Source organism: Wolbachia endosymbiont (group A) of Machimus atricapillus (assembly GCF_964027095.1).
In the GTDB taxonomy this organism is placed as follows: Bacteria; Pseudomonadota; Alphaproteobacteria; order Rickettsiales; family Anaplasmataceae; genus Wolbachia.
Genome location: NZ_OZ034727.1, coordinates 218904 through 240104, shown reverse-complemented (window position 1 = coordinate 240104; position 21201 = coordinate 218904). Strand labels below are relative to the sequence as shown.

Sequence of the window (21201 nt, the reverse complement as noted above, 5' to 3'; positions counted from 1 at the left end):
GAGGTCTATTGAAAAACAATAATAAGAAAGTAGAATAGGTTCAAGTAGTTGAAAAGGAAACTATGCACAAGAGAAGGAATTTGTTAAACATCTCAGACCTTACAGTCGATGATGTAGAAAATATAACTAAGTTGGCTAACCAGTACCTTAAAAAAGAAGCTGCAAATAGTCATATCTTGGAAAATAAGACAGTAATAAATTTATTCTTTGAAGATTCAACGCGTACACTTGCGTCTTTTGAAATAGCAGCAAAAAGCCTTGGAGCAAATGTTGTAACTTTGCCAATAAGATCTTCTTCTATTAACAAGGGAGAAGATCTAAAAGACATGATCAAAACATTAAATGCAATGAATCCTGACTATATAATAATCAGGCAAAAAAATAGCGGTATTGTTAATATGCTGGCTAAGAATGTTAGCTGCTCGCTAATCAACGCAGGCGATGGAAGCAGTGAACACCCAACTCAAGCTCTTGCAGATTATCTTGTAATCAGCAGTCATAAAAAGCAAATAAAGGATCTCAAAGTTGTGATATGTGGAGATATTCTGCACAGCAGAGTTGCAAGGTCAAATATAAGGTTGCTAAAAATGTTTGGAGCAGAGATAAGCTTGGTCGCACCACCAACTTTGATTTGTAAGCATTTTCCTGAAGTAGATTCAGTCCATTATTCATTAATTGAAGGTATAAAGGATGCTGATGTAATCATGCTTTTAAGACTGCAGAAAGAGCGCATGAATAATAGTTGTTTTGTTCCTTCAGAGAAAGAATATTTTCATTTGTATGGACTTGATTCACAAAAGCTATCATACGCAAAACCAGATGCGATTGTTATGCACCCAGGGCCAATAAATAGAGGGATTGAGATTAGCAGCGATGTAGCAGATTGTGTTATTTTACAGCAAGTAGAATTTGGATTGGCAATACGTAAGGCAGTGCTGCACTATTATAGGCCTTGTTAATATTAAAAGATGCTACACAACTAATGCGAAAGAAGGGTTTTTTCATGAAATGACGAGAATGGTTTGAGAATGGCCATTAAGATGTTAAGGCCGAGGATATAGTGTGGAAGTTTTTACGAAAGCCTGAAGTCAATCAACAACCTTGCAGAACGGCAAATTAGACGGCTATCGTAAAAACAGCTTTTTCACCTGGTTGGAACGTGGGGAAAGGTTCGTGGAAGAATGTTGTCGATATTTTTGACATCACGTCTCAATGGCCAAAATCCCTTCCAAAAGTTACGACTGCTTAGTTCTTTATTCATTCTCACAATCCGTGAACGGTTACTTGTTTTTAGCGTTAAGCAGCAAAATTAATAATTTGAGAATTTTCCTGAAAAAACTTACCACAAACTGGTCACAATTTTCTGTGAAAGACAGATATAGAAAGACTAGAGTATCCACCTTAAGTTCATTGAATTTTCTTACCTTTGCTTCTTAACTTGACGCGTATAGTTTATTTAACGCTCCCTAAGTTCGCCATTGCCTGAACGGATACAATTATTTTAACTATAAAAGCGTTTTACTTTTTGCTCAGCATATCCATCATAACTGGCTTACTTTTAGTGATTCATGGAGTTAAAAAAGTCAGCATTGCTCTTTGTTAAAAGTAGTTTGTCACGTAAAAATTCCATTGCTTCAACAGATCCCATAGGATTGAGTATTCTACGCAACACCCATATTTTATTTAGTATAGCCTTATCAACTAATAGCTCTTCCTTCCTTGTTCCGGATTTTGTAATGTCAATAGCTGGAAATATACGTTTATCAGAAAGTTTTCTATCAAGTATAATCTCAGCGTTTCCTGTACCTTTAAACTCTTCAAAAATAACCTCATCCATTTTTGAACCAGTGTCTATAAGAGCTGTAGCAATGATTGTCAAAGAACCACCATTTTCAATATTACGAGCCGCTCCAAAAAAACGCTTGGGTCTCTGCAGTGCATTTGAATCCACACCACCAGTTAGAACTTTCCCAGACGAAGGAATAACAGCGTTATAAGCACGTGCAAGTCTAGTAATATTGTCAAGTAGGATTACCACATCTTTTTTATGCTCAACCATTCTTTTAGCTTTTTCTATTACTATTTCAGCAAGCTGTACGTGACGGTAAGCAGGCTCATCAAACGTAGAACTCACTACCTCACCTTTTACAGAACGTATCATATCTGTTACTTCTTCAGGTCTTTCATCTATAAGTAACACTATTAATTCTATTTCAGGGTGATTTATAGCTATAGAGTTAGCCATTTGCTGAAGCAATACAGTTTTTCCTGTGCGAGGTGGAGCAACTACTAACGCTCTTTGCCCTTTTCCAAGAGGAGCTACTATATCTATAGCACGCATGCTTAAGCCTTTTTTATCATCACCACTATTACACTCAAGTACTATGCTTTCCTCAGGATAAAGAGGAAGCAAATTATCAAAATGGACGTACTTTCTTAATTCACTGACTTCAGTAGAGTTTATACTTTGAACCTTAGTTAAAGTAAAATATCTTTCTTTATCACCAGGTGGCCTTATTTCTCCACATGCCATATCTCCTGTACGTAAATTAAACTTCTTTATTTGCCCGTTAGAAATATAAACATCATCGGTACTTGGAGCATAATTTGCACTTGCTGAACGTAAGAAACCGAAACCATCAGGCAATATTTCCACTATTCCACTCCCTGTGGTTATGCCTCCTTCTTCGCTCATTTTCTTCATTAAGCTGAATATCATTTCCTGCTTTAGCATTCTACCATTGCTTTTACCGTTAGTTGAAATTTTTCTTTCTTCAGCTAACTCTAACAATTCTTCTGCTGTTTTCTCTTTTAATTCGCTCAGATCTAATGTTTTTCTGTTTTTCTCAGTACCTTCATTGACCATCTGTTTTACTGTATCGTTATTGTGAATTTGCTCACTTTTTTCAGGTTGAGCTGTAACCTTTCCTTTTGCCAAAACATCTTCATTGATTGTTGTCATAATCCTCCAAAAATTTTAATTGATGCTTACTAACCTAAAATGTGACTATAAGATAATAAATTAGGCTGAGCTAGTTTTAGTGCGTATTAAGCTTAATTATTATTAAACCCCGTACTTTACTTACATTATACTAATAAACACTAGCAAGTCAAGTTAATTTAATGTTAACAAAGCACAAAAATTTGAGGATTTTCAATAGCTATTCTTTATATTTTTTAACCTTTCTTGCTTCTCTTCTTCTACTTTTGCTTTTTCCACTTCTGCTTCTAAATTTTCTTGACTACATAAGCCAAGTAGTACAGGATCTTGGGGTTTTATATTTTGCATGTTATGATGAGATCCATCTCTTACTTGCTCAACTGTGTAATTTGTTGTACTAATTAATTTAGCTATAACGTTATTATCCAAGATAGGAAATTTTTTTACTAAATAATAAATCGCATCAGGTTTATCTCTACGCCTTGCCGTAGAGGCAAAGCCAAGAATGCTACCAATCGCTTTACTCCTTTTTTTTATATTTTTTATAATCAAATTTGGTACACGGTTTGAATTTTTTTTGCAATCATCGATTTCTTTTTCAGTAATTACCCCAGAAATAATAGGGTTATATTTTTCAACTTCTATTTCCTCATCAGCTATGTCTTGTACTTCTTCAAGGGCCAACCTACAGCATTGTGCTATTTGATTAAAAGTTAAACCAGTGTTGTCTACTAACCAAGCAGCTATTTGCATTAGAAACTGTTTATTTCTATCGTTATTGCCCTTAGAAGATTCCATTGACATCAAAAAAGCATCTCCCATTTAAAGTATCCCTTACTGTTATACAGAGCTAAAATATAAGCTATTAAAACTAAAAAAGCATTAATTTTGTCATTCAATGACTTTTTGTTTGTCACTTCCCACCTCTTAAGTTAATTAAATGCGCTTACGTTTAAGCATATTTCAAACGATTCAAAAAAATATTTTCCCTTCTTAAGGTATAGTATAACTTAGTCAAACATATGTTTCTATTTAAGAAAAGAGTTAAATTTTAAGTTAATATATTGTAATATTATATATATTGGCTAATAAAGCAACAGGTTTACAAGAATTAAATTATCACTATTCTATAATTAACCATTAATTAACTGAGTTTAAAATGAATGTTAAAAATTTTTTCACTAAAGTAACCGTTGTCCTTTTAGCTTGCTTATTAGTCTTCATGGGAATTGGCAACCTTTTATCAGGTGATGATGAAAAAGAAGAGGTAGCTAGGGTTGGAAAAGAAGTTATAACGTCAGATGAGTATAAATCACTATATCAAAATTATGAAAAGCAAATTTCTGGATCTGATGCGAGTAGAGAACAAGTAAAAAAGCTGAAATATGATTTGCTTAACGCACTTATAGAGCAAAAACTATTGTTTAACCTAATTAGTGAGCTGGGGTTGACAGTTGGAGAAGAGTCTATAAAAAACCATATTAAAAATACCAAATACTTTCAAAATGATAAAGGCGAATTTGACAAAAATAAATTCCATGAAACGCTAAATGACCTGCATATGACAGAGAAAGAGTATATAGCAAAGCTAGAGAAAGTTCTGCCTGCAATGATGTTCATGACTTCGTTATTTAAAGATAATTATCCGGTAACTTTTGGCGAGAGAGTTGATGAGCAGATATACAAAAGTCGCTACCAAACTAGAGTGGTTGATATTGTTAAAATAACTGAAGATGCAGTTACAAACATTCCTGAACCAGATGATCAAGCATTACTTGATTTGTACGAAAGAAATAAATCCCATTTTTATTATCCTGAGTATCGAACTGCGCAATATATTTCCCTAGGCCAAAAGTATTTTGAAGATCAAATCAAGATCTCAGATGAAGAAGTTGATGGTATAATAGAACAACAGGAACTAAAAGATCAAAGAGATGTATTCAATGTAATATTTTCTACCAAAGAAGAAGCTGAGACAGCAAGAAGAGCATTTGAGGAGGGTAAAACAAGCTTTGAACAGATAGTAGGAGAGTTTGGCAAAGCAAAACTTGAGGAAACTAGAGTAAATAATATAACTAAGGATTTTTTACCAGAAGACGTGAGGGAAAAGGTATTTGCTCTCAAAGTAGGTGAAGTAAGTGAAGTTTTAGCAAGCAGTTTTGGTTGGCATATAATAAAAGTGGAAAGTGCGCATCAAATCTCTGATGAAGACTTAGTTGATTTAAAAAAAGACATAAAGTCAGTTCTAACTAACCAAAAGTCTTTTGAAAGAGTCAATGATTTCATAAACCAAGTGAACTATAAGATATACAATGGTTCAGAAATTGAAGAAATATTGAGTGAATATAATTTACCTATACAAACTATTGGTCCAGTAGATGCGAGTGGAAAAGATCAAAGCGGTAATAACGTAGGAGATTCTGGTGATTTGATTTCTTTCATTTTTTCGCGAGAAAAGGATCAGAAAGGTTATTTCAAGGGCGTTGGGGACGCTGTTGTTAGTGTAAAAATCATTGATATCGTTCCACCCAAATTGCAAAGTTTTGAAGAAGGCAGGGCATTAGCGGTAGAGCTTTGGTGTAGTGAGTTTATAAAAGAAAGAATGTTTAAAATTGGGCAAGAGGTTGCAGTTCAACTAAGAGAAAAAACAGATTTGGAAGAAATTCAAGGTGTGGAATTAGTTAAAGGTCAGCAGATGCAACGCAATGAAGTGGATCAACAAAACTACCCCTTTTCTTTTGTAGAAGAGATTTTCAATATGAAAACAACTGGTTCAGTGACAGACCCTATTCAATACAATAATGAAATTATAATAGGTGTTCTAAAAGAAATGCATTCATCAAATGGTAAATTAAACACGCTTGACACCGGAAAACGTGTGATGATATCGCTAAAAGAGCAATTAATTAGCTATCTGGAATCAAAGTATAAAGTCGAAGTTAATCACGCTATACTTGATGATATATAGTCAAAAATCTTATAAGTTGCTTCAAACGCATCCAGTGCCGAGACACACAACTGTACGAACATTGCGATTTGAGAGCAATCTTCACTAGGAAGGATGTCATCCCAGTCTGGGATCCAGGAATTTTATTAAGTATAAAAGTAGCCGTTTTATGTTAAAATACAACGTTTTAATGATTATGAAAAGGCTGGATTCCAGACTGGAATGACACCATTTGCTGTGCAATTTACCTTCAAAAATGAATGTTCGTATAGCTGTGCGCCCGGCGCTGCCCTACATTATTGGTAATTATATTATAAGGTGCAAAAGTTGTATAATTCATTTGACTTAAAACGGCTCATTGTATAAAATTGTGACTAATATATGAATAAAGGTTAACATGGTAGTTAAAATAAGGTTGGCAAGGTTTGGCGCAAAGAAACGCCCTTTTTATAGGATAGTTGTAGCTGATTCACGAGCACCAAGAGATGGGCGTTTTATTGAGAAAATAGGACAATATGATCCAATGTTACCAAAAGACAATAAAAATCGTGTTGTGGTGAAGGCTGATAGATTAAAACATTGGCTAAGCGTAGGCGCGCAAGCAACTGAAAGAGTACTATGGTTCATTAAAAAAGGCATAGTAACTTTAGAAACAGAACCAAAGAAAACAGAAAAGAAGAAAGTAGAGAACAAGAAAGCACAGGGACAAGAAGCATAAGTCTCTTTAAAATGCTAAATACTGATTTAACAAATAATGGTAAATTAGACGATGTCGTATCTTCTGATCTATCAGCTATGAAGGACTTTATCTTCAAAAATGTCAATGATGAAGGTGCTAAGCTTGCTACTGATATTATATCTCATCTTGTTAGTGCAGGTGGAAAAAAAATAAGGCCTAAACTAGTTTTTATTATATGTAAAATGCTAAACTATTCTGGGGAGGATAGGATCAACGTTGCTGCATCGGTAGAGTTTATACACAATGCTACTTTACTTCATGATGATGTGCTCGATGAAAGTGAGGCACGCCATGGAGTTAAAACAGCGAATAAGATTTGGGGAAATAAATCAAGCATTTTAGTTGGTGATCTATTGTTGACTCTAGCATTTAGATGGCTTATAGAGTGTGGAAATTTAAATATTCTCTCTATTTTATCTAAAGCATCACATTTACTTGTGAAGGGTGAAATAAAGCAGATGACAACACGTTTTGACCCCCACACAGTCAGGGAAAATTATTTTGATATCATTGGAGAAAAGACAGCATCTTTATTTTCTGCATGCTGTGAAGCTGCATCTACAGTATCTGGTGCAACAAATGACGAAACAGAGAGGCTAAAGAATTTTGGTTTTAATTTTGGTATGGCATTTCAAATAGTTGATGATATGCTCGATTATACTGCTAATCAAGGCACTTCTGGAAAACAAGTCGGAAAAGACTTTTTCGAAGGTAAAGTCACCTTACCTGCTATTATAGCATACGAAAAGGGCAGTCCAGCAGAGCAAAAATTCTGGGAAAAATGCTTTTCTTCAGCTAGACACAATTTTGACCAAGCATTACACTATATTAATCACCATAATGCCATTCAGCTTTCTATGGAAAAAGCTAGATACTACATTAATATGGCACAAAATGATATTAGTACTTTTTCTGATTCTTTTTATAAAATTACTTTAATTGACTTTTTAAATGCGAGCATAGAAAGACAAATGTAGCTGGTGCTTGATATTTTCGAATTAATTGCTATATATTTATTAGATTCTTAAGGATAGTGATATGTCAGACAGCAGTAAAGAAAAAAAGAGGAAATTTGCCGATATGGTAAATAGGCAGAAAGGTGACGACCAACAAAGTGATAACCATAAGCAAACTGATGATTTAAATGAAGATCTCAATACATTAAAAGAACGTGCAGCTCAGCTTGAAGATCATTTACGCCGTGCTGTTGCAGATAATGAAAACGTCAAACGTATAATGCAAAAGCAAATTAGCGATGCAAGTGACTATGCAGTCACAAAATTTGCACGTGATATGATCGACTCGTGCGACAATTTAAAAAAAGTAATGGAAATTTTGAAAGACGGTGATCCTGTTCATGAGGGGATTAAAGTAGCTTATCAAAAAATTATAAATGATCTAAAAAAACATGGAATAGAGGAAGTAGATCCACTTGGTGAGCTTTTTGATAGTAATTTACACCAAGCTGTTGTGGAAAGAGAAGACAATGAAAAAGAGCCTGGCACTATTATAGAAGTACTACAGACTGGTTATACTATCAAAAATAGGTTGCTCCGTCCTGCAATGGTTATTCTTTCTAAGAAATCTGCTGATTGTGGAAGCGATTAGCATGAGGTAAATGTATAATGACAAGTATTGTCTTTTCAGGTATCCAGCCAAGTGGCGTACTACATTTAGGTAATTATCTTGGTGCAATCAAACAGTGGATAGACTTACAGCATAAATACAAATCTCTTTTTTGTATTGTCGACCTACATGCAATCACAGCAAATAAGCTTCCCGCAAGTGAATTAAAAAGTAATATTTTCAAAACAGCAGCAGCTTATATTGCATGTGGAATAGATCCAGAAAAGTCCATTATTTTTAATCAGTCCACGGTTAGTGGTCATGCAGAACTGGGCTGGCTGCTTGGGTGCTATACACCAATTGGTTGGCTTAATCGCATGACTCAATTTAAAGATAAAGCTGGCGGCGATAAACAAAAAGCCTCTCTTGGATTATATAGTTATCCAGTACTTATGGCTGCAGATATATTGTTGTATCAAACTAAATACGTTCCTGTTGGTGATGATCAAAAACAGCATTTGGAGCTTGCACGTGATATTGCATCAGCTTTTAACAATCATTATAAACTGGATTATTTCATCGTACCTGAAATCTTAACTTTGGATTGCACATCAAGAATAATGAGCTTAAGAGATGGCACAAGCAAGATGAGTAAATCTGACCCTTCAGAATATTCGTGCATTAACCTTGATGATACGGATGATTTAATTGTCAAAAAAATAGAAAAAGCAAAAACAGATTCAATTCTAGGCTTTGATTTTGCTACTTTAGAGTGCCGACCAGAAATAAGCAATTTGATAAACATTTATTCAGTGCTTAGTAATGTAAATGCGGAAAAAGTATGTGAAGAAGTGAACAAACATGACATGAAGCACTTCAAAAAAGAGTTAGCTGATTTAATTATCAGTGTTATATCACCCATACGTGAGAGAATGAATGATCTTTTAAAAGACCAATTCCATTTACGTGAAATATTAAAAAAAGGTACAAAGAAAGCAGCAGAAATTGCAACCCATAATATAAAAGAAATCAAGGATATTATTGGATTTGCTCAATAGACCTCTTGCATAACCTAAGGAATCAATTCAAAATTGTAAAAACAGGCAATAAGGAAATGTTCAAAAAAGTGTGTCAAACCGCATTTTTAACTCAACTCAATTTTCAATCTACCAGGAAAGAAAATATCAAGTTGAGATATAGTTAAAGCCCAATTAGGATAGTCCAATTTTGCTCTGCCTTTTTTATAGCACAATATACCTGTTTGTACAAGCTAGTAAATGAGCCCTTAGTTTTAGTGAATTTTCTAATCTGTCTATGCAGTCCCTCAATAGGGTTGGTAGTATAAATTAGCCTCACGCGAACTTTAATTTTTATATTCCTTCATTAGCATAATATAATTTTGTGCTGATTGTGTAATATGTTTAATTTCTTCATTCGACATTTTTTTGAAGAACTTTGCTGGCCTGCCAGCCCATATTTCCCTACTTTTTATTACTTTTCCATGTGTCACTAGCGAGCCAGCAGCTACCATAGCTTCAGGCTCCACAACTGCATGGTCCATCACGGTAGAGCCCATACCAATAAACGCTTTATCATGCACCATACATGCATGCAACATACAAAAATGTCCCACTGTTACCATATTGCCAATAGTTGTATCACCACCTGGGTTTCTATCCACATGAATTACCGTTCCATCTTGAATATTTGTTCCATCACCTATTTTTATTGATCCAACGTCCCCTCTGACCACACAATTAAACCAGATGCTCGCATCTTTTCCTATTTCAACCTTGCCTATGATATGCGAACCACCTGCGATGAAAGCACTTTCGTCTATTTTTGGTTCATAATCTTTGTATTTTAAAATGTGATACATATTAAGCCCACAGTTTTATGCATATGCTAACCAAAATAAGGTAGGCAGTAAATACATACTTAGATTCCAAGCTACTTGGGTGACAGATGTTCTTGACTTATGCACTTTATGCTCCTAAAATTTTTATTTTCAGCTCTATCTATAATGTCAGTAGCGGTATTAAGTATATTTCAAGTAATATTGGTTGTTATGTTAGTAATTTTAGTGCTCTTGCAGCCGCCTGGGAGTAGTTCGTTAAGTGGTTTTAGTAATACACAACAGGGAGTCAATTCGATGATTCCGGTAAAATCTTCTGAAAACCCGCTCAGCAGAATAACGGCTATTGTTGCTGGATTGTTTATTATAAACACATTGCTATTGTCAGGATTATATTCAAAAGACGTACATAAAAAATCGATTGCAGAGAAAATTATATTAGAAAAAAAGCAAGAAAGTGAACCTACTTCTGTTCCATTTGAAAATTAATGAAGGAAGCTAAATTTATCTTTGTCACAGGTGGAGTTGTGTCATCGCTTGGTAAAGGCTTAGTTGCTTCAAGCGTTGGTGCGCTTCTTCAAGCTTACGGTTTTAAGATCCGTATCAGAAAACTTGACCCGTATCTCAACATTGATCCTGGGACAATGAACCCAACTCAGCACGGAGAGGTGTTTGTTACCGAGGATGGTGCTGAAACTGATTTGGATCTTGGGCATTATGAGCGTTTTACTGGAATTAAAGCAACAAAAGATGACAATATAACAACTGGTAAGATATATCATGAGTTGTTGAAGAAAGAGAGGCGTGGTGATTATCTGGGCAAAACTGTGCAAGTCATTCCTCATGTGACAGATTTAATCAAATCGTTCATTTTTAATGGTACGGAAGGTTTAGATTTTGTAATATGTGAAATAGGCGGAACTGTAGGTGACATTGAAAGCCAACCATTTTTGGAGGCTATACGCCAAGTTAACTACACATTAGGAAAACAAAGAGTTATCCTTATTCACTTAACTTTAATACCATATCTTACCGCAGCGCAAGAATTAAAGACAAAACCAACGCAGCATTCAGTTCGAGAGTTAAATTCCGCGGGGTTACAACCAGATATTATATTATGCCGCAGTGAGAAAGAAATTTTCGATAATCAGAGAGAGAAAATAGCTAAGCTTTGCAATGTTTCTTTGTCCAATGTGATACCTGCTCCTGATGTGAGTCATATATATGAGTTACCGGTGTTGTATAGCCAATGTGGGCTTGATACGCAAATTTTGGAGCACTTTCATTTAAGTGAGCCAAAACCAAGCTTGATTGAATGGGATCAAATAGTGCATTCCATAAGGCACCCAACACAGGAAGTTACTGTGTCTATAGTGGGAAAATACACCGAATTCCCTGATGCGTATAAATCACTAGTTGAAGCATTAAATCATGGTGCGATTAGTAATAAAGTCAAAGTAAAGATAAATTGGGTTAACTCAAGAGAGAAGGAAGAAAAACCTATAAATGAAAAGCTTATAGGGGAGAAGTTACAGAATTCTCATGCAATTCTTGTCCCAGGGGGGTTTGGTGATGACGGAGTAGAGAGTAAAATATTAGCAATAAATTATGCCCGTACAAATAATATCCCATTTTTCGGAATTTGCCTTGGTATGCAGCTTGCAATTATTGAGTTTGCTCGTAATGTTGTTAAGCTTGAAGATGCACACTCTGAAGAATTTCATAACTGTAAACATCCAATCGTTAAGTTAGCTGGCGATCAAGATGACGATCTTGGTGGAACCATGAGACTTGGGGCATACAAATGTAATATAAATGCAAGCTCTAAAATGATGGATGCATATAGTAACACTACTATTTCAGAAAGACACAGACATAGATACATAATCAATTCAGATTATAAAGATGATTTGGAAAAAAATGGGCTGCTATGCAGTGGCATATCAGAAGATGGAACATGTATAGAGGCAGTGGAGTTAGAGAGTCATCCGTGGTTTATTGGTGTGCAGTTTCATCCAGAGTTTCAATCAAAGCCGTTTTCTCCTCATCCTCTTTTTATATCGTTTATTAAGGCAGCAGTTAATAAAATTTAAAAAAAGAAGATTAGCAAAGGAAAGTGTTCAAGTATCAATATATGGAGCTTGCCATAGAGCAAGCCAAACTTGCTCAAAAAAATGATGAGGTTCCCATAGGTGCCGTAATAGTTAGTGGAAGCAATGTCGTTTCTTCTGCACACAACATATCCAACGATCCAACTGCACATGCAGAGATGTTAGCGATCAAGCAGGCATGTGAGTTGCTCTCAACTTCAACGCTTTATGATTCTGACATATACGTAACATTAGAACCATGTCCGATGTGTGCTCAAGCTATTTCCTTTGCCAGGATTAAACGATTGTACTTTGGAGCTTATAATCCAAAAGGTGGAGGAATTGAAAATGGTGCTAAGATATTTCAATTTTGCAGCCATATACCTGAAGTTTATGGTGGGATATTAGAAACAGAATGCTCTTTTTTGTTAAAGGATTTTTTTGAGAAACTGAGAGACATTTGACAAACCGTCATGCTACTTGTTTTCCGATACAAATTCGTCATCCCGCTACGTGTTAGCGGGATCTATGCTAGGAGATACCGTGACGGTATGACGGTTAAGTAATTCGTCATTCCAGCGCGTGACGCACAACTATACAAACATTGTCCCACCAGCAGGGTGTCATGCAAGTAGCTGACACATAGCTGTACGAACATTCATTTTTGAAGGTAAATTGCACAGCAAATGGTGTCATCCCAGTGCCCAGACACTGGGATCCAGAAATTTTGCTTATAACTGAGCTGATGAGCTAAAGGTAGTTGTCTTACGCTAAAACAAACGTTTTTAATTAAGTTGCATAGAAGCTGGATCCCAGTGTCTGGGCACTGGGATGACAAGAGGGGGGTATTGGGATGACAAAAAAAGGAGGCTACTGGGATGACGAGAAAGGAGCACTGGAATGACATCATAGGGGCTACTTTCATGACATCATTCTTTTTCCTGGATCCAAGTAGTCAGGGCACTGGGATGACATCATAGAGGCACTGAGATGAAACCGAAGGGGCTACTCGGATGACACCTTTTTTCTGCTTAGTTTAGGTTATGCAAGAAGTCTAGTGCATGAACTGGTCCTTTTCTGATTTTAGCGCTGTCTGCACGAACGTCTAGTTTAGGGGTAAGATAGGAGAAAAATTAGGGCCCGCAAATTAATCCAAACACATAAGTGTAGTGTTACCACCGAATGCTGTAGTGTTAACACTTACAACTTTTTCTGTAGAAAAACGCTGTAAATAATGAGGACCACCAGCTTTTGGCCCAGTGCCAGATAGTCCTCTACCACCAAATGGTTGTATCCCAACTGCTGCACCTATCTGGTTACGGTTGATGTAGACATTTCCAACTGATATTTTTTTGCTTATTAAATCGATCTGATTTTGTATACGGCTCTGCAAAGAAAATGTAAGCCCATATCCTGTATTGTTTATATCACTTATAACTTCATTTAATTGTGACTTGTTAAAACGTATGATATGCAAAATAGGACCAAATACTTCTTGCTTTAATTGCGAAATTTTTTGTATCTCATAAATATATGGAGGAAAGAAATAACCATTATGAGAATTTGTATCCATGGGTACTTTAAATAACAGATTTGAATCTTCGTCCTCTGACATTTTTTGCGTATGTTGAGTTAGCATATCGATAGATGCTTTGTCAATTATTGGACCAATATCAGTACTAAGTTGTATTGGGTCACCAATCTTGAGTTCTTGCGCTGCACCACATATCATTTTTATCTGCTTCTCTGCTATGTCCTCTTGAATAAACAGCACTCTAAGTGCAGAACAGCGTTGGCCGGCACTGCGAAACGCAGAAAGTACAACATCTGTAGTCACTTGCTCTAAGAGAGCGGAGCTATCAACAATCATAGCATTGAGCCCTCCTGTTTCAGCAATAAGCGGTACAATAGGACCATCCCTATCCGCAAGCATTTTATTAATTATTTGAGCAGTTTGTGTTGAGCCAGTAAAAGCTACTCCAGCAATTCTATTGTCTGGAACTAATATTTTGCCTAAATATCCACCATCCCCAGGAATGAGGTGTAACACATTTTTTGGTATCCCAGCTTCATGTAGTATCTTAACAGCTTCGTAGGCAATAATCGGCGTTTGCTCTGCCGGTTTTGCCAGCACCGCATTACCTGCTGCAAGTGCAGCTGAAACCTGCCCAATGAAGATAGCAAGTGGAAAATTCCATGGTGATATACACAGGAAAACTCCTCTGCCTTCAAAAAAGATGAAGTTATCTTCACCCGTTGGACCTGGCAATTTTTTCCAGTCGCTCAGTTCATTTTTTGCTATCGTTGCGTAGTAACGTAAGAAATCCACTGCCTCTCTTACTTCCGCTATTGCATCAGATAAAATTTTTCCTGCTTCTACGATCAGAATGTAAATCAACTCTTTCATCCTTTCTTCAAGCAAATCTGCAGCTTTTTCAAGGCATTTAGCGCGCTTTTCTGCTGAAACATTCTGCCATTCAGTAAAAGCATTATGTGCTATTTCAAGAGCGTTTAAAACTTGAGCACTTGTTGTATTTGACACTTCTCCAATTACATTTTCTAAATGTGCAGGATTCACCACTTCAGTAAATTTGGCATCATCAAAAAGTGACTGTCCGTCAATTATCGGCCCAACTTGCCATTTTTTTTCACTAAAGCTCTTTATATCATCTGCAAATTGTGAGACTATCACCGAGTCACTAATATCCATTCCCAAAGAATTTTTTCTTTCTGGTCCCAAAATATCTTGTGGTAACGGAATGCCTGGATGAGGTTCATAATTAAAATTTATAGCTTTTTCCAGTGGATCTGAAATTAACTCATCAATTTTAACGTTAGAATCATTTATTTGATTAACAAATGAACTATTAGCTCCATTTTCAAGAAGGCATCTTATAAGATAAGGCAACAAGTCACTATGTTCCCCAACGGGTGCGTAGACACGACAGCTAACATTTGTTGCAAGCTCTGACATTGCATAATCATATAAGTCTTTTGCCATTCCATGTAAGCGTTGAAATTCAAATCCAGGGTGGTTTTTATCAGCAAGTTCCATGATAGAAGCAAAAGTATAGGCGTTATGAGTTCCAAAGCATGGGTAAAAGCTGTTTGGTTTACTCAAAAGTTTCTGTGCGCACGCGAGGTAAGATACGTCAGTATAGCTTTTTCTTGTAAATACTGAGTAATCATTTAATCCCAATTCTTGCGTACGCTTGATTTCTGAATCCCAATATGCACCTTTTACAAGTCTGACCATAATTTTATGATTTGATCGAATAGCAACATCCTCTACAAAGTCAAGAACAGATAAAGCACGTTTTTGATATGCTTGTACAGCCAAGCCAAGCCCTTCCCACTCAGAAAGTGATTCATCAAGCCGTAATTGTTCAAACAAGATTAAGGACATTTCAAGCCTTTCTGTTTCTTCTGCATCTATGCATAATGAAATGTTGTATTTTTTTGCTTCATGACAAAGCTCTAGCAGTTTAGCTCTCAACTCTTCAGCTATATTATCGAATTGACCAAATTCATAACGTGGATGTAACGCAGACAATTTGATTGAAATTCCATGCGATTTAAAACAATCATTTATTTCAGTGGATTCACCTATAGCTTTTATTGAGTGCATGTATGAATTAAAATACTCTTCTGCATCTTCAGCTGTGTGAGCAGCTTCGCCAAGCATATCAAAAGAGTATAAAAACTTACTATTGTCATCTAGTTTTGCATACCTTAAAGCTTCTTCTGTGGTTTCTCCAACAACAAAATGATTACCAAGCATAGACATTGCTTGTTTTACTGCTTTGCGAATGATCGGTTCTCCTAAATTCTTAAGTAACTTAGAAATTGCGTAATAGAACTTCGAATCGCCTTCATTATCTCTCAATATACTGCTACCTATCATCAAGCTCCATGTGGAAGCATTGACAAACAACGAAGAAGAGTGCCCTAAATATTTATTCCATTCCTGATTGGCAATTTTATCTTTGATTATTTCGTCTATTGTATAATCATCTGGTATTCTAAGTAGCGATTCAGCAAGGCACATCAATGCTATTCCTTCATCATTGGAAAGCGAGTATTGCTGCATAAAGGAATCTACAATACTTAATTTATTGTGTTTGATTTTTTCAATAACTTGTTTTGCAATATTATAAATTCTACTTTTTGAATCAGCTGAAAGCTCTGTTTTTTCTATAAGGCGGCGTACATAACTTTTCTCATCAGCACGATAAAATCCTTGTAAACGTTTTCTCAATTCGTTAGGTTCTTGTATAGAGGTAATCATAATTATTTATAAAACACCTTTACTATATGTAAGGTAAAATTATATCATAACTTTGCACAGAGCAAATTGTTATTTATAAAGGGATCAGGGCTGGCTAAAAGAAGTCCATGCAATAACTTTAAAAGGATTGTGCAAGTATGTAGCTTAACACTCCGCCATGCATTAAGTATTTAATCTCAGTTGCGGTTTGTACACAGCATTTGAGTTGAATTGATTGCTTTGAATTATCCTTTCTTTTGATGATACATTCTAGATTTCCACCTGGCACTATTTCACCTTTTATGCTTATTACCTCACTACCATCAAATATCTTTCTGGTTATTCCATTTTGGAATATAAGTGGAAGAACACCCATGCCGACCAAGTTGGACCTATGTATACGCTCAAAGCTTTCTGCAATTACAACTTTAATCCCCAACAATAAAGTACCTTTTGCTGCCCAATCCCTACTTGAACCTGTGCCATACTCCTTTCCTGCCACAATGATGAGAGTTTCCTTGTAGCGCATTGCTGCATCAAAAATCGACATAGTTTCTTGAGAAGGAATATATTTTGTATAGCCGCCTTCGATGCTTACCATTTCATTTTTTATTCTAATGTTAGCAAAAGTCCCACGCATCATTACATTGTGGTTACCACGACGAGACCCATACGAATTAAAGTCCTGTGGCTCAATTCCAAGATTTTTTAAATATATACCTGCAGGACTACTTGAGGCAATATTTCCAGCAGGGGAAATGTGATCAGTGGTTACGCTATCGCCAAACATTGCCAATATTTGTGCACCTTTTATATCGATTGTTTTATCTTTATTATTTTTAGGTGATAAATTATCAAAATAGGGCGGATCTTGTATGTAAGTGCTGTTTGCATCCCAATTATAGATTTCACTTTTTTCACACTTTATCTTTCGCCAATGTTCATCACCAGAAAAAACATCCTTATACTTTTGTATAAACATCTCACGTGTTACCACATTTTTAACACAATCTTCGATTTCATTGTTTGTTGGCCATATATCTTTGAGATAGACATCATTTCCATTCTTATCTTTGCATATTGAATCTTTTGTCAAATCAGTTTGCACAGTACCAGCAAGTGCATATGCAACAACAAGTGGAGGAGATGCCAAGTAATTAGCTTTGACTAACGGATGAATTCTTCCTTCAAAGTTACGATTACCGGATAAAACTGCAGCAACAGTTAAATTTTTGTTTTTAATGCCATCTTCTATATCTTTATTAAGTGGACCAGAATTCCCAATGCAAGTTGTGCAACCATATCCAACTAGATTAAAACCCAAAGCATTTAGATCTACCTGCAATCCAGACTTTTCTAAATATTCTGTTACAACTTGTGACCCTGGAGCAAGAGAAGTTTTAACCCAAGGCTTTGATTTTAATCCAAGTTTAATTGCATTACGAGCTACAAGACCTGCAGCAATCATTACACTTGGATTTGAGGTGTTAGTGCAGCTTGTTATTGCTGCAATAACTACACTTCCATCTTGAAGCTTATCACTTTCCTTTAATTCGTTAACTGAAAATGATTTAGAAAAAGACTCTGCCACTTGTGAAAGAAAAACCTTATCTTGTGGTCTTTTGGGACCAGCCATTACTGGCTTCACGCTTGATAAATCAAGCTCTAGTATGTCAAAAAATGCTAACTCATTATTGCCACGCCACAATCCTTGCTCTTTCGCATAAGCCTCAACTAGCTTTTCTGGCCTTCCGGTTAAGCTTAAATAATCTAGCGTTTTCTGATCAATTGGAAAAAATCCACAAGTTGCGCCATACTCTGGGGCCATGTTTGCTATAGTTGCCCTATCTGCCAAAGATAAATAATCTAAACCATCACCATAAAATTCTACAAACGTACCAACAACACCCTTTGTTCTTAGGATATTGGTAACCGTCAGCACTAAATCAGTCGCAGTTACTCCTTCCGGCAGTCTGCCAATTAATTTAAATCCAACTACTTCTGGAATCACCATACTAATTGGTTGACCAAGCATCACAGACTCAGCTTCTATGCCTCCAACACCCCAACCAAGGACTGATAACCCGTTAACCATCGTAGTATGGCTATCCGTACCAACCAAAGTATCAGGATACAAAACCCCATCCTTATTACATACAACTTGCGCTAAATACTCAAGATTCACTTGGTGGCAAATTCCAGTACCTGGCGGTACTACTCTAAAATTTGTGAAGGATGATTCTCCCCACTTTAAGAATTGATATCTCTCCAAATTTCTTTTTACTTCTAGCTCAACATTCTTACTGAATGCGGAAACACTTCCATAACTATCTACTTGAACAGAATGGTCGATCACAAGATCAACGGGCACAGACGGATTTATGCTGCTTGGATCGCCTCCATTTTTCTTGACATAACTCCGCATAGAAGCTAAATCGACGACAGCAGGAACCCCTGTAAAATCTTGCATCAACACCCTTGCTGGCTTGTAGCTAATTTCATGATTAGCGTGTTTATTAACGCAACTTGCTAGTATTTTTATATCATCCAGCTTTACGTTTACTCCATCTTCATTGCGCAATAAATTTTCAAGCAGAACCTTAAGTGAGCAGGGCAATTTAGTTACATCTATTCCTAAAAATTCACTAGCACTATTTAGGCTAAAATAGTTGTATGACTTCCCGTCAATGTTTAAAGTCGTTTTTGCGTTTAAAGAATTATTCATCAGGTTACATCATATTAGTTAAAATTGGAATTACTACCGTTACTTCTTTGTTGTTGACTTTGCTGCTCGTACATAGTTTCAAAATCTATGGGATCTAGCATTAGTGGGGGAAATCCACCACTACTTGTAACTCTTGCAATTATTTCTCTTGCAAAAGGGAAAAGAAAAGTAGGTCCGCCAATAAACAAAGCTTGTCTTACCTCTTCCTCACTCAACTCTTTAAAATTTTCTATTGAAAAAATGCCACAATATTTTGTCTCACAAATGAAAGCTACGCCATCTTTTATACCTTCATCTTTTATCGTTGCTCTGACTTCTATATGTAAAGTAATTTCATGGAAAGATTTTTCTTCATTTACTCCTTCTTTGTTTTCCATTCCTTCTAATTTCGCTGAATTGATATTAACCATTACATTAATATCGGGAGCTTTATTTGAAGAAAGGAATGGCGAATTCGGATTCTCAAACGATAGATCTTTAACATATTGACCGTGAATTCTCATTTTTTGTTGTGGCATTTCTTACGTCTCCTTTAATTAAGTTGAGATATTTAATACTTTCTTATATAATATATTCATTTACAAACGAATAGCAAACCTGATTATAAGTTGATATGAAAAACATATTTTCATTAATAATTAATAATGTTCGGATACTTTATATGCCAAGGAGTTGAGTTACTATGATAGAGCTTGTAATATATACTTTATTAGCGGCGTTCATTTTTTCACGTTTGTATAATTCTTTAGGAAGGTCAGCCAATCTCAATCTAAAAAAGCTAACTAGTGTGTTGGATGTAAGCCGAAGTAAAGAAGATGTAGTAGAAAACATTGAGGGTTACATTGATAGCAACGATGAAAATTCAATAAAAGTTACTTATGAACAAATATTAAAAAAAAACAAAGATTTTTCTATTTCCCACTTTATAGAAGGTTCAAGCATAGCTTTTGAATTAATAATAAAGTATTTCAATCAAGGAAATTTGTCTCAGTTAAAACCACTTCTCGATAAAGACTTATATGATAATTTTGCAGAGAAGATTAAACATCGTAAAGAGGTGCACGAGTCTATAATTGTTTCTATCGTTTCACAAAAGATTTTAGAAATAAAGCTAGTAAAAAACACAGTGTTTATTGCAGTATATTTCCTTTCAGAGCAAATTAACTTTATTAAAGATAGCTCAGAAAATATAATATCAGGTAGCACATCCACCATTAATAAAGTTGAGGATGTATGGCAATTCAAAAAAAATGTTAATTCATCAGACCCAAGCTGGTTGCTTGTTTCTATTAACTATAAAAAGACAAATAACGATAAGACAAATGACAAGTAAGATTAGTTTTATTTAGAGTTAACCATGGAAAGCAAGCTGCGCGAAATAGTACTTGACACTGAAACGACAGGTCTTGACACTGGATCTGGTCATCGAATTATTGAAATAGGGTGTGTGGAATTAATTAATCGTATTCCAACAGGTAAAGTACTCCATCGGTACCTTAACCCAGAAAGAGATATACCTTATCACTCGTTTAAGATTCACGGTATTAGTGAAGAATTTTTAGAAGATAAACCATTATTCTCAGATGTTGCACTTGAATTTCTTGACTTTATATCTAATGATATTTTGGTAATTCACAACGCTGAATTCGATGTTAAGTTCCTTAACATGGAGTTAAGCAAGCTGAATGCTGGGTTAATTTCCTCAGATAGAGTGCTAGATACATTACCTCTTGCGAGGAAAAAATTCGTAGGATCACCTGCTTCTTTGAATGCATTATGTAAGCGTTTTGATATATCGCTAGAGAATAGAGAATTGCACGGAGCACTAGTTGATGCTCAATTGCTTGCAAAGGTATATGTTGAACTTACAGGAGGGTTACAAACCTTTCTGTTTGATAATGAATGCAATCAGGACAGTAACTCTACATTCGTTCATCATAAAGTGCGTAATCTAACTCCCAGAGAACATTCACCAAATAGTGAAGAAATTGATGAACATAAGAAACTGTTAGACAAAATTAACAATACACTTTGGGATAAATATATTGAATAGGTTAACCAATAAAGATAC

General features: G+C 35.6%; 18 protein-coding genes and 2 pseudogenes. 12 read left to right on the top strand and 8 right to left on the bottom strand.

Annotation, left to right across the window (positions count from 1 at the left end):
• The first annotated feature begins 62 nt into the window (after positions 1 to 62).
• Together AAGD68_RS01190 and AAGD68_RS01185 are read left to right on the top strand one after the other, a co-directional pair.
• Positions 63 to 959 carry an aspartate carbamoyltransferase catalytic subunit gene (locus tag AAGD68_RS01190; RefSeq protein WP_253307260.1) on the top strand — a complete coding sequence of 299 codons (897 nt, stop codon included), beginning with the start codon at positions 63 to 65 and terminating at the stop codon, positions 957 to 959.
• 325 nt (positions 960 to 1284) lie between these two features.
• Positions 1285 to 1437, top strand: a pseudogene (locus tag AAGD68_RS01185) (IS4 family transposase); the annotation flags it as partial.
• A 121-nt stretch (positions 1438 to 1558) separates the two neighbouring features.
• Here AAGD68_RS01185 and rho read toward each other — a convergent pair.
• On the bottom strand, positions 1559 to 2962 hold the full coding sequence (rho, locus tag AAGD68_RS01180; RefSeq protein WP_264328936.1) for a transcription termination factor Rho: 1404 nt from the start codon (positions 2960 to 2962) through the stop codon (positions 1559 to 1561).
• A gap of 192 nt (positions 2963 to 3154) precedes the next feature.
• Positions 3155 to 3763: a cell cycle transcriptional regulator TrcR gene (locus AAGD68_RS01175; RefSeq protein ID WP_064124724.1), complete on the bottom strand. Its 609-nt coding sequence runs from the start codon at positions 3761 to 3763 to the stop codon at positions 3155 to 3157.
• Positions 3764 to 4100: 337 nt separating this feature from the next.
• On the opposite strand from AAGD68_RS01175, the gene AAGD68_RS01170 reads away from it, so the two are divergent.
• The 5 genes from AAGD68_RS01170 to trpS all read left to right on the top strand — a co-directional run bounded on the left by AAGD68_RS01170 (position 4101) and on the right by trpS (position 9251).
• A complete protein-coding gene (locus AAGD68_RS01170; protein WP_253307257.1) occupies positions 4101 to 5909 on the top strand; it encodes a peptidylprolyl isomerase in 1809 nt (602 codons plus the stop codon).
• A 376-nt stretch (positions 5910 to 6285) separates the two neighbouring features.
• On the top strand, positions 6286 to 6606 hold the full coding sequence (gene rpsP, locus AAGD68_RS01165; RefSeq protein ID WP_265045288.1) for a 30S ribosomal protein S16: 321 nt from the start codon (positions 6286 to 6288) through the stop codon (positions 6604 to 6606).
• 11 nt (positions 6607 to 6617) lie between these two features.
• A complete protein-coding gene (locus AAGD68_RS01160; protein ID WP_341814305.1) occupies positions 6618 to 7604 on the top strand; it encodes a polyprenyl synthetase family protein in 987 nt (328 codons plus the stop codon).
• 61 nt (positions 7605 to 7665) lie between these two features.
• Positions 7666 to 8235, top strand: coding sequence for a nucleotide exchange factor GrpE (locus AAGD68_RS01155; protein WP_253307254.1), 570 nt, complete (start codon positions 7666 to 7668; stop codon positions 8233 to 8235).
• Positions 8236 to 8252: 17 nt separating this feature from the next.
• Positions 8253 to 9251 carry a tryptophan--tRNA ligase gene (gene trpS / locus AAGD68_RS01150; RefSeq protein ID WP_264688393.1) on the top strand — a complete coding sequence of 333 codons (999 nt, stop codon included), beginning with the start codon at positions 8253 to 8255 and terminating at the stop codon, positions 9249 to 9251.
• A gap of 86 nt (positions 9252 to 9337) precedes the next feature.
• On the opposite strand, the pseudogene AAGD68_RS01145 reads toward trpS, so the two are convergent.
• Both AAGD68_RS01145 and AAGD68_RS01140 read right to left on the bottom strand, forming a co-directional pair.
• Positions 9338 to 9546 (bottom strand): annotated as a pseudogene (locus AAGD68_RS01145) (IS256 family transposase); the annotation flags it as partial.
• 10 nt (positions 9547 to 9556) lie between these two features.
• Entirely contained in the window at positions 9557 to 10072 is a 516-nt protein-coding gene (locus tag AAGD68_RS01140; RefSeq protein WP_265045286.1) for a gamma carbonic anhydrase family protein, read from the bottom strand.
• A 144-nt stretch (positions 10073 to 10216) separates the two neighbouring features.
• On the opposite strand from AAGD68_RS01140, the gene secG reads away from it, so the two are divergent.
• From secG to AAGD68_RS01125, 3 genes are read left to right on the top strand one after another with little or no spacing between them, the layout of a single operon-like run.
• A complete protein-coding gene (gene secG / locus AAGD68_RS01135) occupies positions 10217 to 10537 on the top strand; it encodes a preprotein translocase subunit SecG (protein ID WP_341814394.1) in 321 nt (106 codons plus the stop codon).
• Positions 10537 to 12141 carry a CTP synthase gene (locus AAGD68_RS01130; RefSeq protein WP_265017586.1) on the top strand — a complete coding sequence of 535 codons (1605 nt, stop codon included), beginning with the start codon at positions 10537 to 10539 and terminating at the stop codon, positions 12139 to 12141. The genes secG and AAGD68_RS01130 overlap by 1 nt, the downstream gene beginning before the upstream one ends.
• A 41-nt stretch (positions 12142 to 12182) precedes the next feature.
• Positions 12183 to 12602 (top strand): nucleoside deaminase, encoded by a 420-nt coding sequence (locus AAGD68_RS01125; RefSeq protein WP_253307249.1) that lies wholly within the window; start codon positions 12183 to 12185, stop codon positions 12600 to 12602.
• Between the two features lie 194 nt (positions 12603 to 12796).
• Here the strand turns inward: AAGD68_RS01125 and AAGD68_RS01120 are convergent, their stop codons facing one another.
• The 4 genes from AAGD68_RS01120 to secB all read right to left on the bottom strand — a co-directional run bounded on the left by AAGD68_RS01120 (position 12797) and on the right by secB (position 19648).
• Positions 12797 to 13063, bottom strand: coding sequence for a hypothetical protein (locus tag AAGD68_RS01120; RefSeq protein WP_341814304.1), 267 nt, complete (start codon positions 13061 to 13063; stop codon positions 12797 to 12799).
• 222 nt (positions 13064 to 13285) lie between these two features.
• Entirely contained in the window at positions 13286 to 16426 is a 3141-nt protein-coding gene (gene putA, locus AAGD68_RS01115; RefSeq protein WP_253309503.1) for a bifunctional proline dehydrogenase/L-glutamate gamma-semialdehyde dehydrogenase PutA, read from the bottom strand.
• 118 nt (positions 16427 to 16544) lie between these two features.
• Positions 16545 to 19130 carry an aconitate hydratase AcnA gene (gene acnA, locus AAGD68_RS01110; protein WP_264688329.1) on the bottom strand — a complete coding sequence of 862 codons (2586 nt, stop codon included), beginning with the start codon at positions 19128 to 19130 and terminating at the stop codon, positions 16545 to 16547.
• A gap of 14 nt (positions 19131 to 19144) precedes the next feature.
• A complete protein-coding gene (gene secB / locus AAGD68_RS01105; RefSeq protein WP_253309505.1) occupies positions 19145 to 19648 on the bottom strand; it encodes a protein-export chaperone SecB in 504 nt (167 codons plus the stop codon).
• A 164-nt stretch (positions 19649 to 19812) separates the two neighbouring features.
• Here secB and AAGD68_RS01100 point away from each other — a divergent pair, with 164 nt between their 5' ends.
• Both AAGD68_RS01100 and dnaQ read left to right on the top strand, forming a co-directional pair.
• A complete protein-coding gene (locus AAGD68_RS01100) occupies positions 19813 to 20463 on the top strand; it encodes a Tim44/TimA family putative adaptor protein (RefSeq protein WP_264688327.1) in 651 nt (216 codons plus the stop codon).
• Positions 20464 to 20487: 24 nt separating this feature from the next.
• Positions 20488 to 21183 (top strand): DNA polymerase III subunit epsilon, encoded by a 696-nt coding sequence (gene dnaQ, locus AAGD68_RS01095; RefSeq protein WP_265045281.1) that lies wholly within the window; start codon positions 20488 to 20490, stop codon positions 21181 to 21183.
• Positions 21184 to 21201: the final 18 nt, after the last annotated feature.

Coding starts and splice junctions, on each gene's coding strand:
- AAGD68_RS01190 (WP_253307260.1), top strand. CDS start 63: ATGCACAAGAGAAGGAATTTGTTAAACATCTCAGACCTTACAGTCGAT.
- rho (WP_264328936.1), bottom strand. CDS start 2,962: ATGACAACAATCAATGAAGATGTTTTGGCAAAAGGAAAGGTTACAGCT.
- AAGD68_RS01175 (WP_064124724.1), bottom strand. CDS start 3,763: ATGGGAGATGCTTTTTTGATGTCAATGGAATCTTCTAAGGGCAATAAC.
- AAGD68_RS01170 (WP_253307257.1), top strand. CDS start 4,101: ATGAATGTTAAAAATTTTTTCACTAAAGTAACCGTTGTCCTTTTAGCT.
- rpsP (WP_265045288.1), top strand. CDS start 6,286: ATGGTAGTTAAAATAAGGTTGGCAAGGTTTGGCGCAAAGAAACGCCCT.
- AAGD68_RS01160 (WP_341814305.1), top strand. CDS start 6,618: ATGCTAAATACTGATTTAACAAATAATGGTAAATTAGACGATGTCGTA.
- AAGD68_RS01155 (WP_253307254.1), top strand. CDS start 7,666: ATGTCAGACAGCAGTAAAGAAAAAAAGAGGAAATTTGCCGATATGGTA.
- trpS (WP_264688393.1), top strand. CDS start 8,253: ATGACAAGTATTGTCTTTTCAGGTATCCAGCCAAGTGGCGTACTACAT.
- AAGD68_RS01140 (WP_265045286.1), bottom strand. CDS start 10,072: ATGTATCACATTTTAAAATACAAAGATTATGAACCAAAAATAGACGAA.
- secG (WP_341814394.1), top strand. CDS start 10,217: ATGTCAGTAGCGGTATTAAGTATATTTCAAGTAATATTGGTTGTTATG.
- AAGD68_RS01130 (WP_265017586.1), top strand. CDS start 10,537: ATGAAGGAAGCTAAATTTATCTTTGTCACAGGTGGAGTTGTGTCATCG.
- AAGD68_RS01125 (WP_253307249.1), top strand. CDS start 12,183: ATGGAGCTTGCCATAGAGCAAGCCAAACTTGCTCAAAAAAATGATGAG.
- AAGD68_RS01120 (WP_341814304.1), bottom strand. CDS start 13,063: ATGAAAGTAGCCCCTATGATGTCATTCCAGTGCTCCTTTCTCGTCATC.
- putA (WP_253309503.1), bottom strand. CDS start 16,426: ATGATTACCTCTATACAAGAACCTAACGAATTGAGAAAACGTTTACAA.
- acnA (WP_264688329.1), bottom strand. CDS start 19,130: ATGAATAATTCTTTAAACGCAAAAACGACTTTAAACATTGACGGGAAG.
- secB (WP_253309505.1), bottom strand. CDS start 19,648: ATGCCACAACAAAAAATGAGAATTCACGGTCAATATGTTAAAGATCTA.
- AAGD68_RS01100 (WP_264688327.1), top strand. CDS start 19,813: ATGATAGAGCTTGTAATATATACTTTATTAGCGGCGTTCATTTTTTCA.
- dnaQ (WP_265045281.1), top strand. CDS start 20,488: ATGGAAAGCAAGCTGCGCGAAATAGTACTTGACACTGAAACGACAGGT.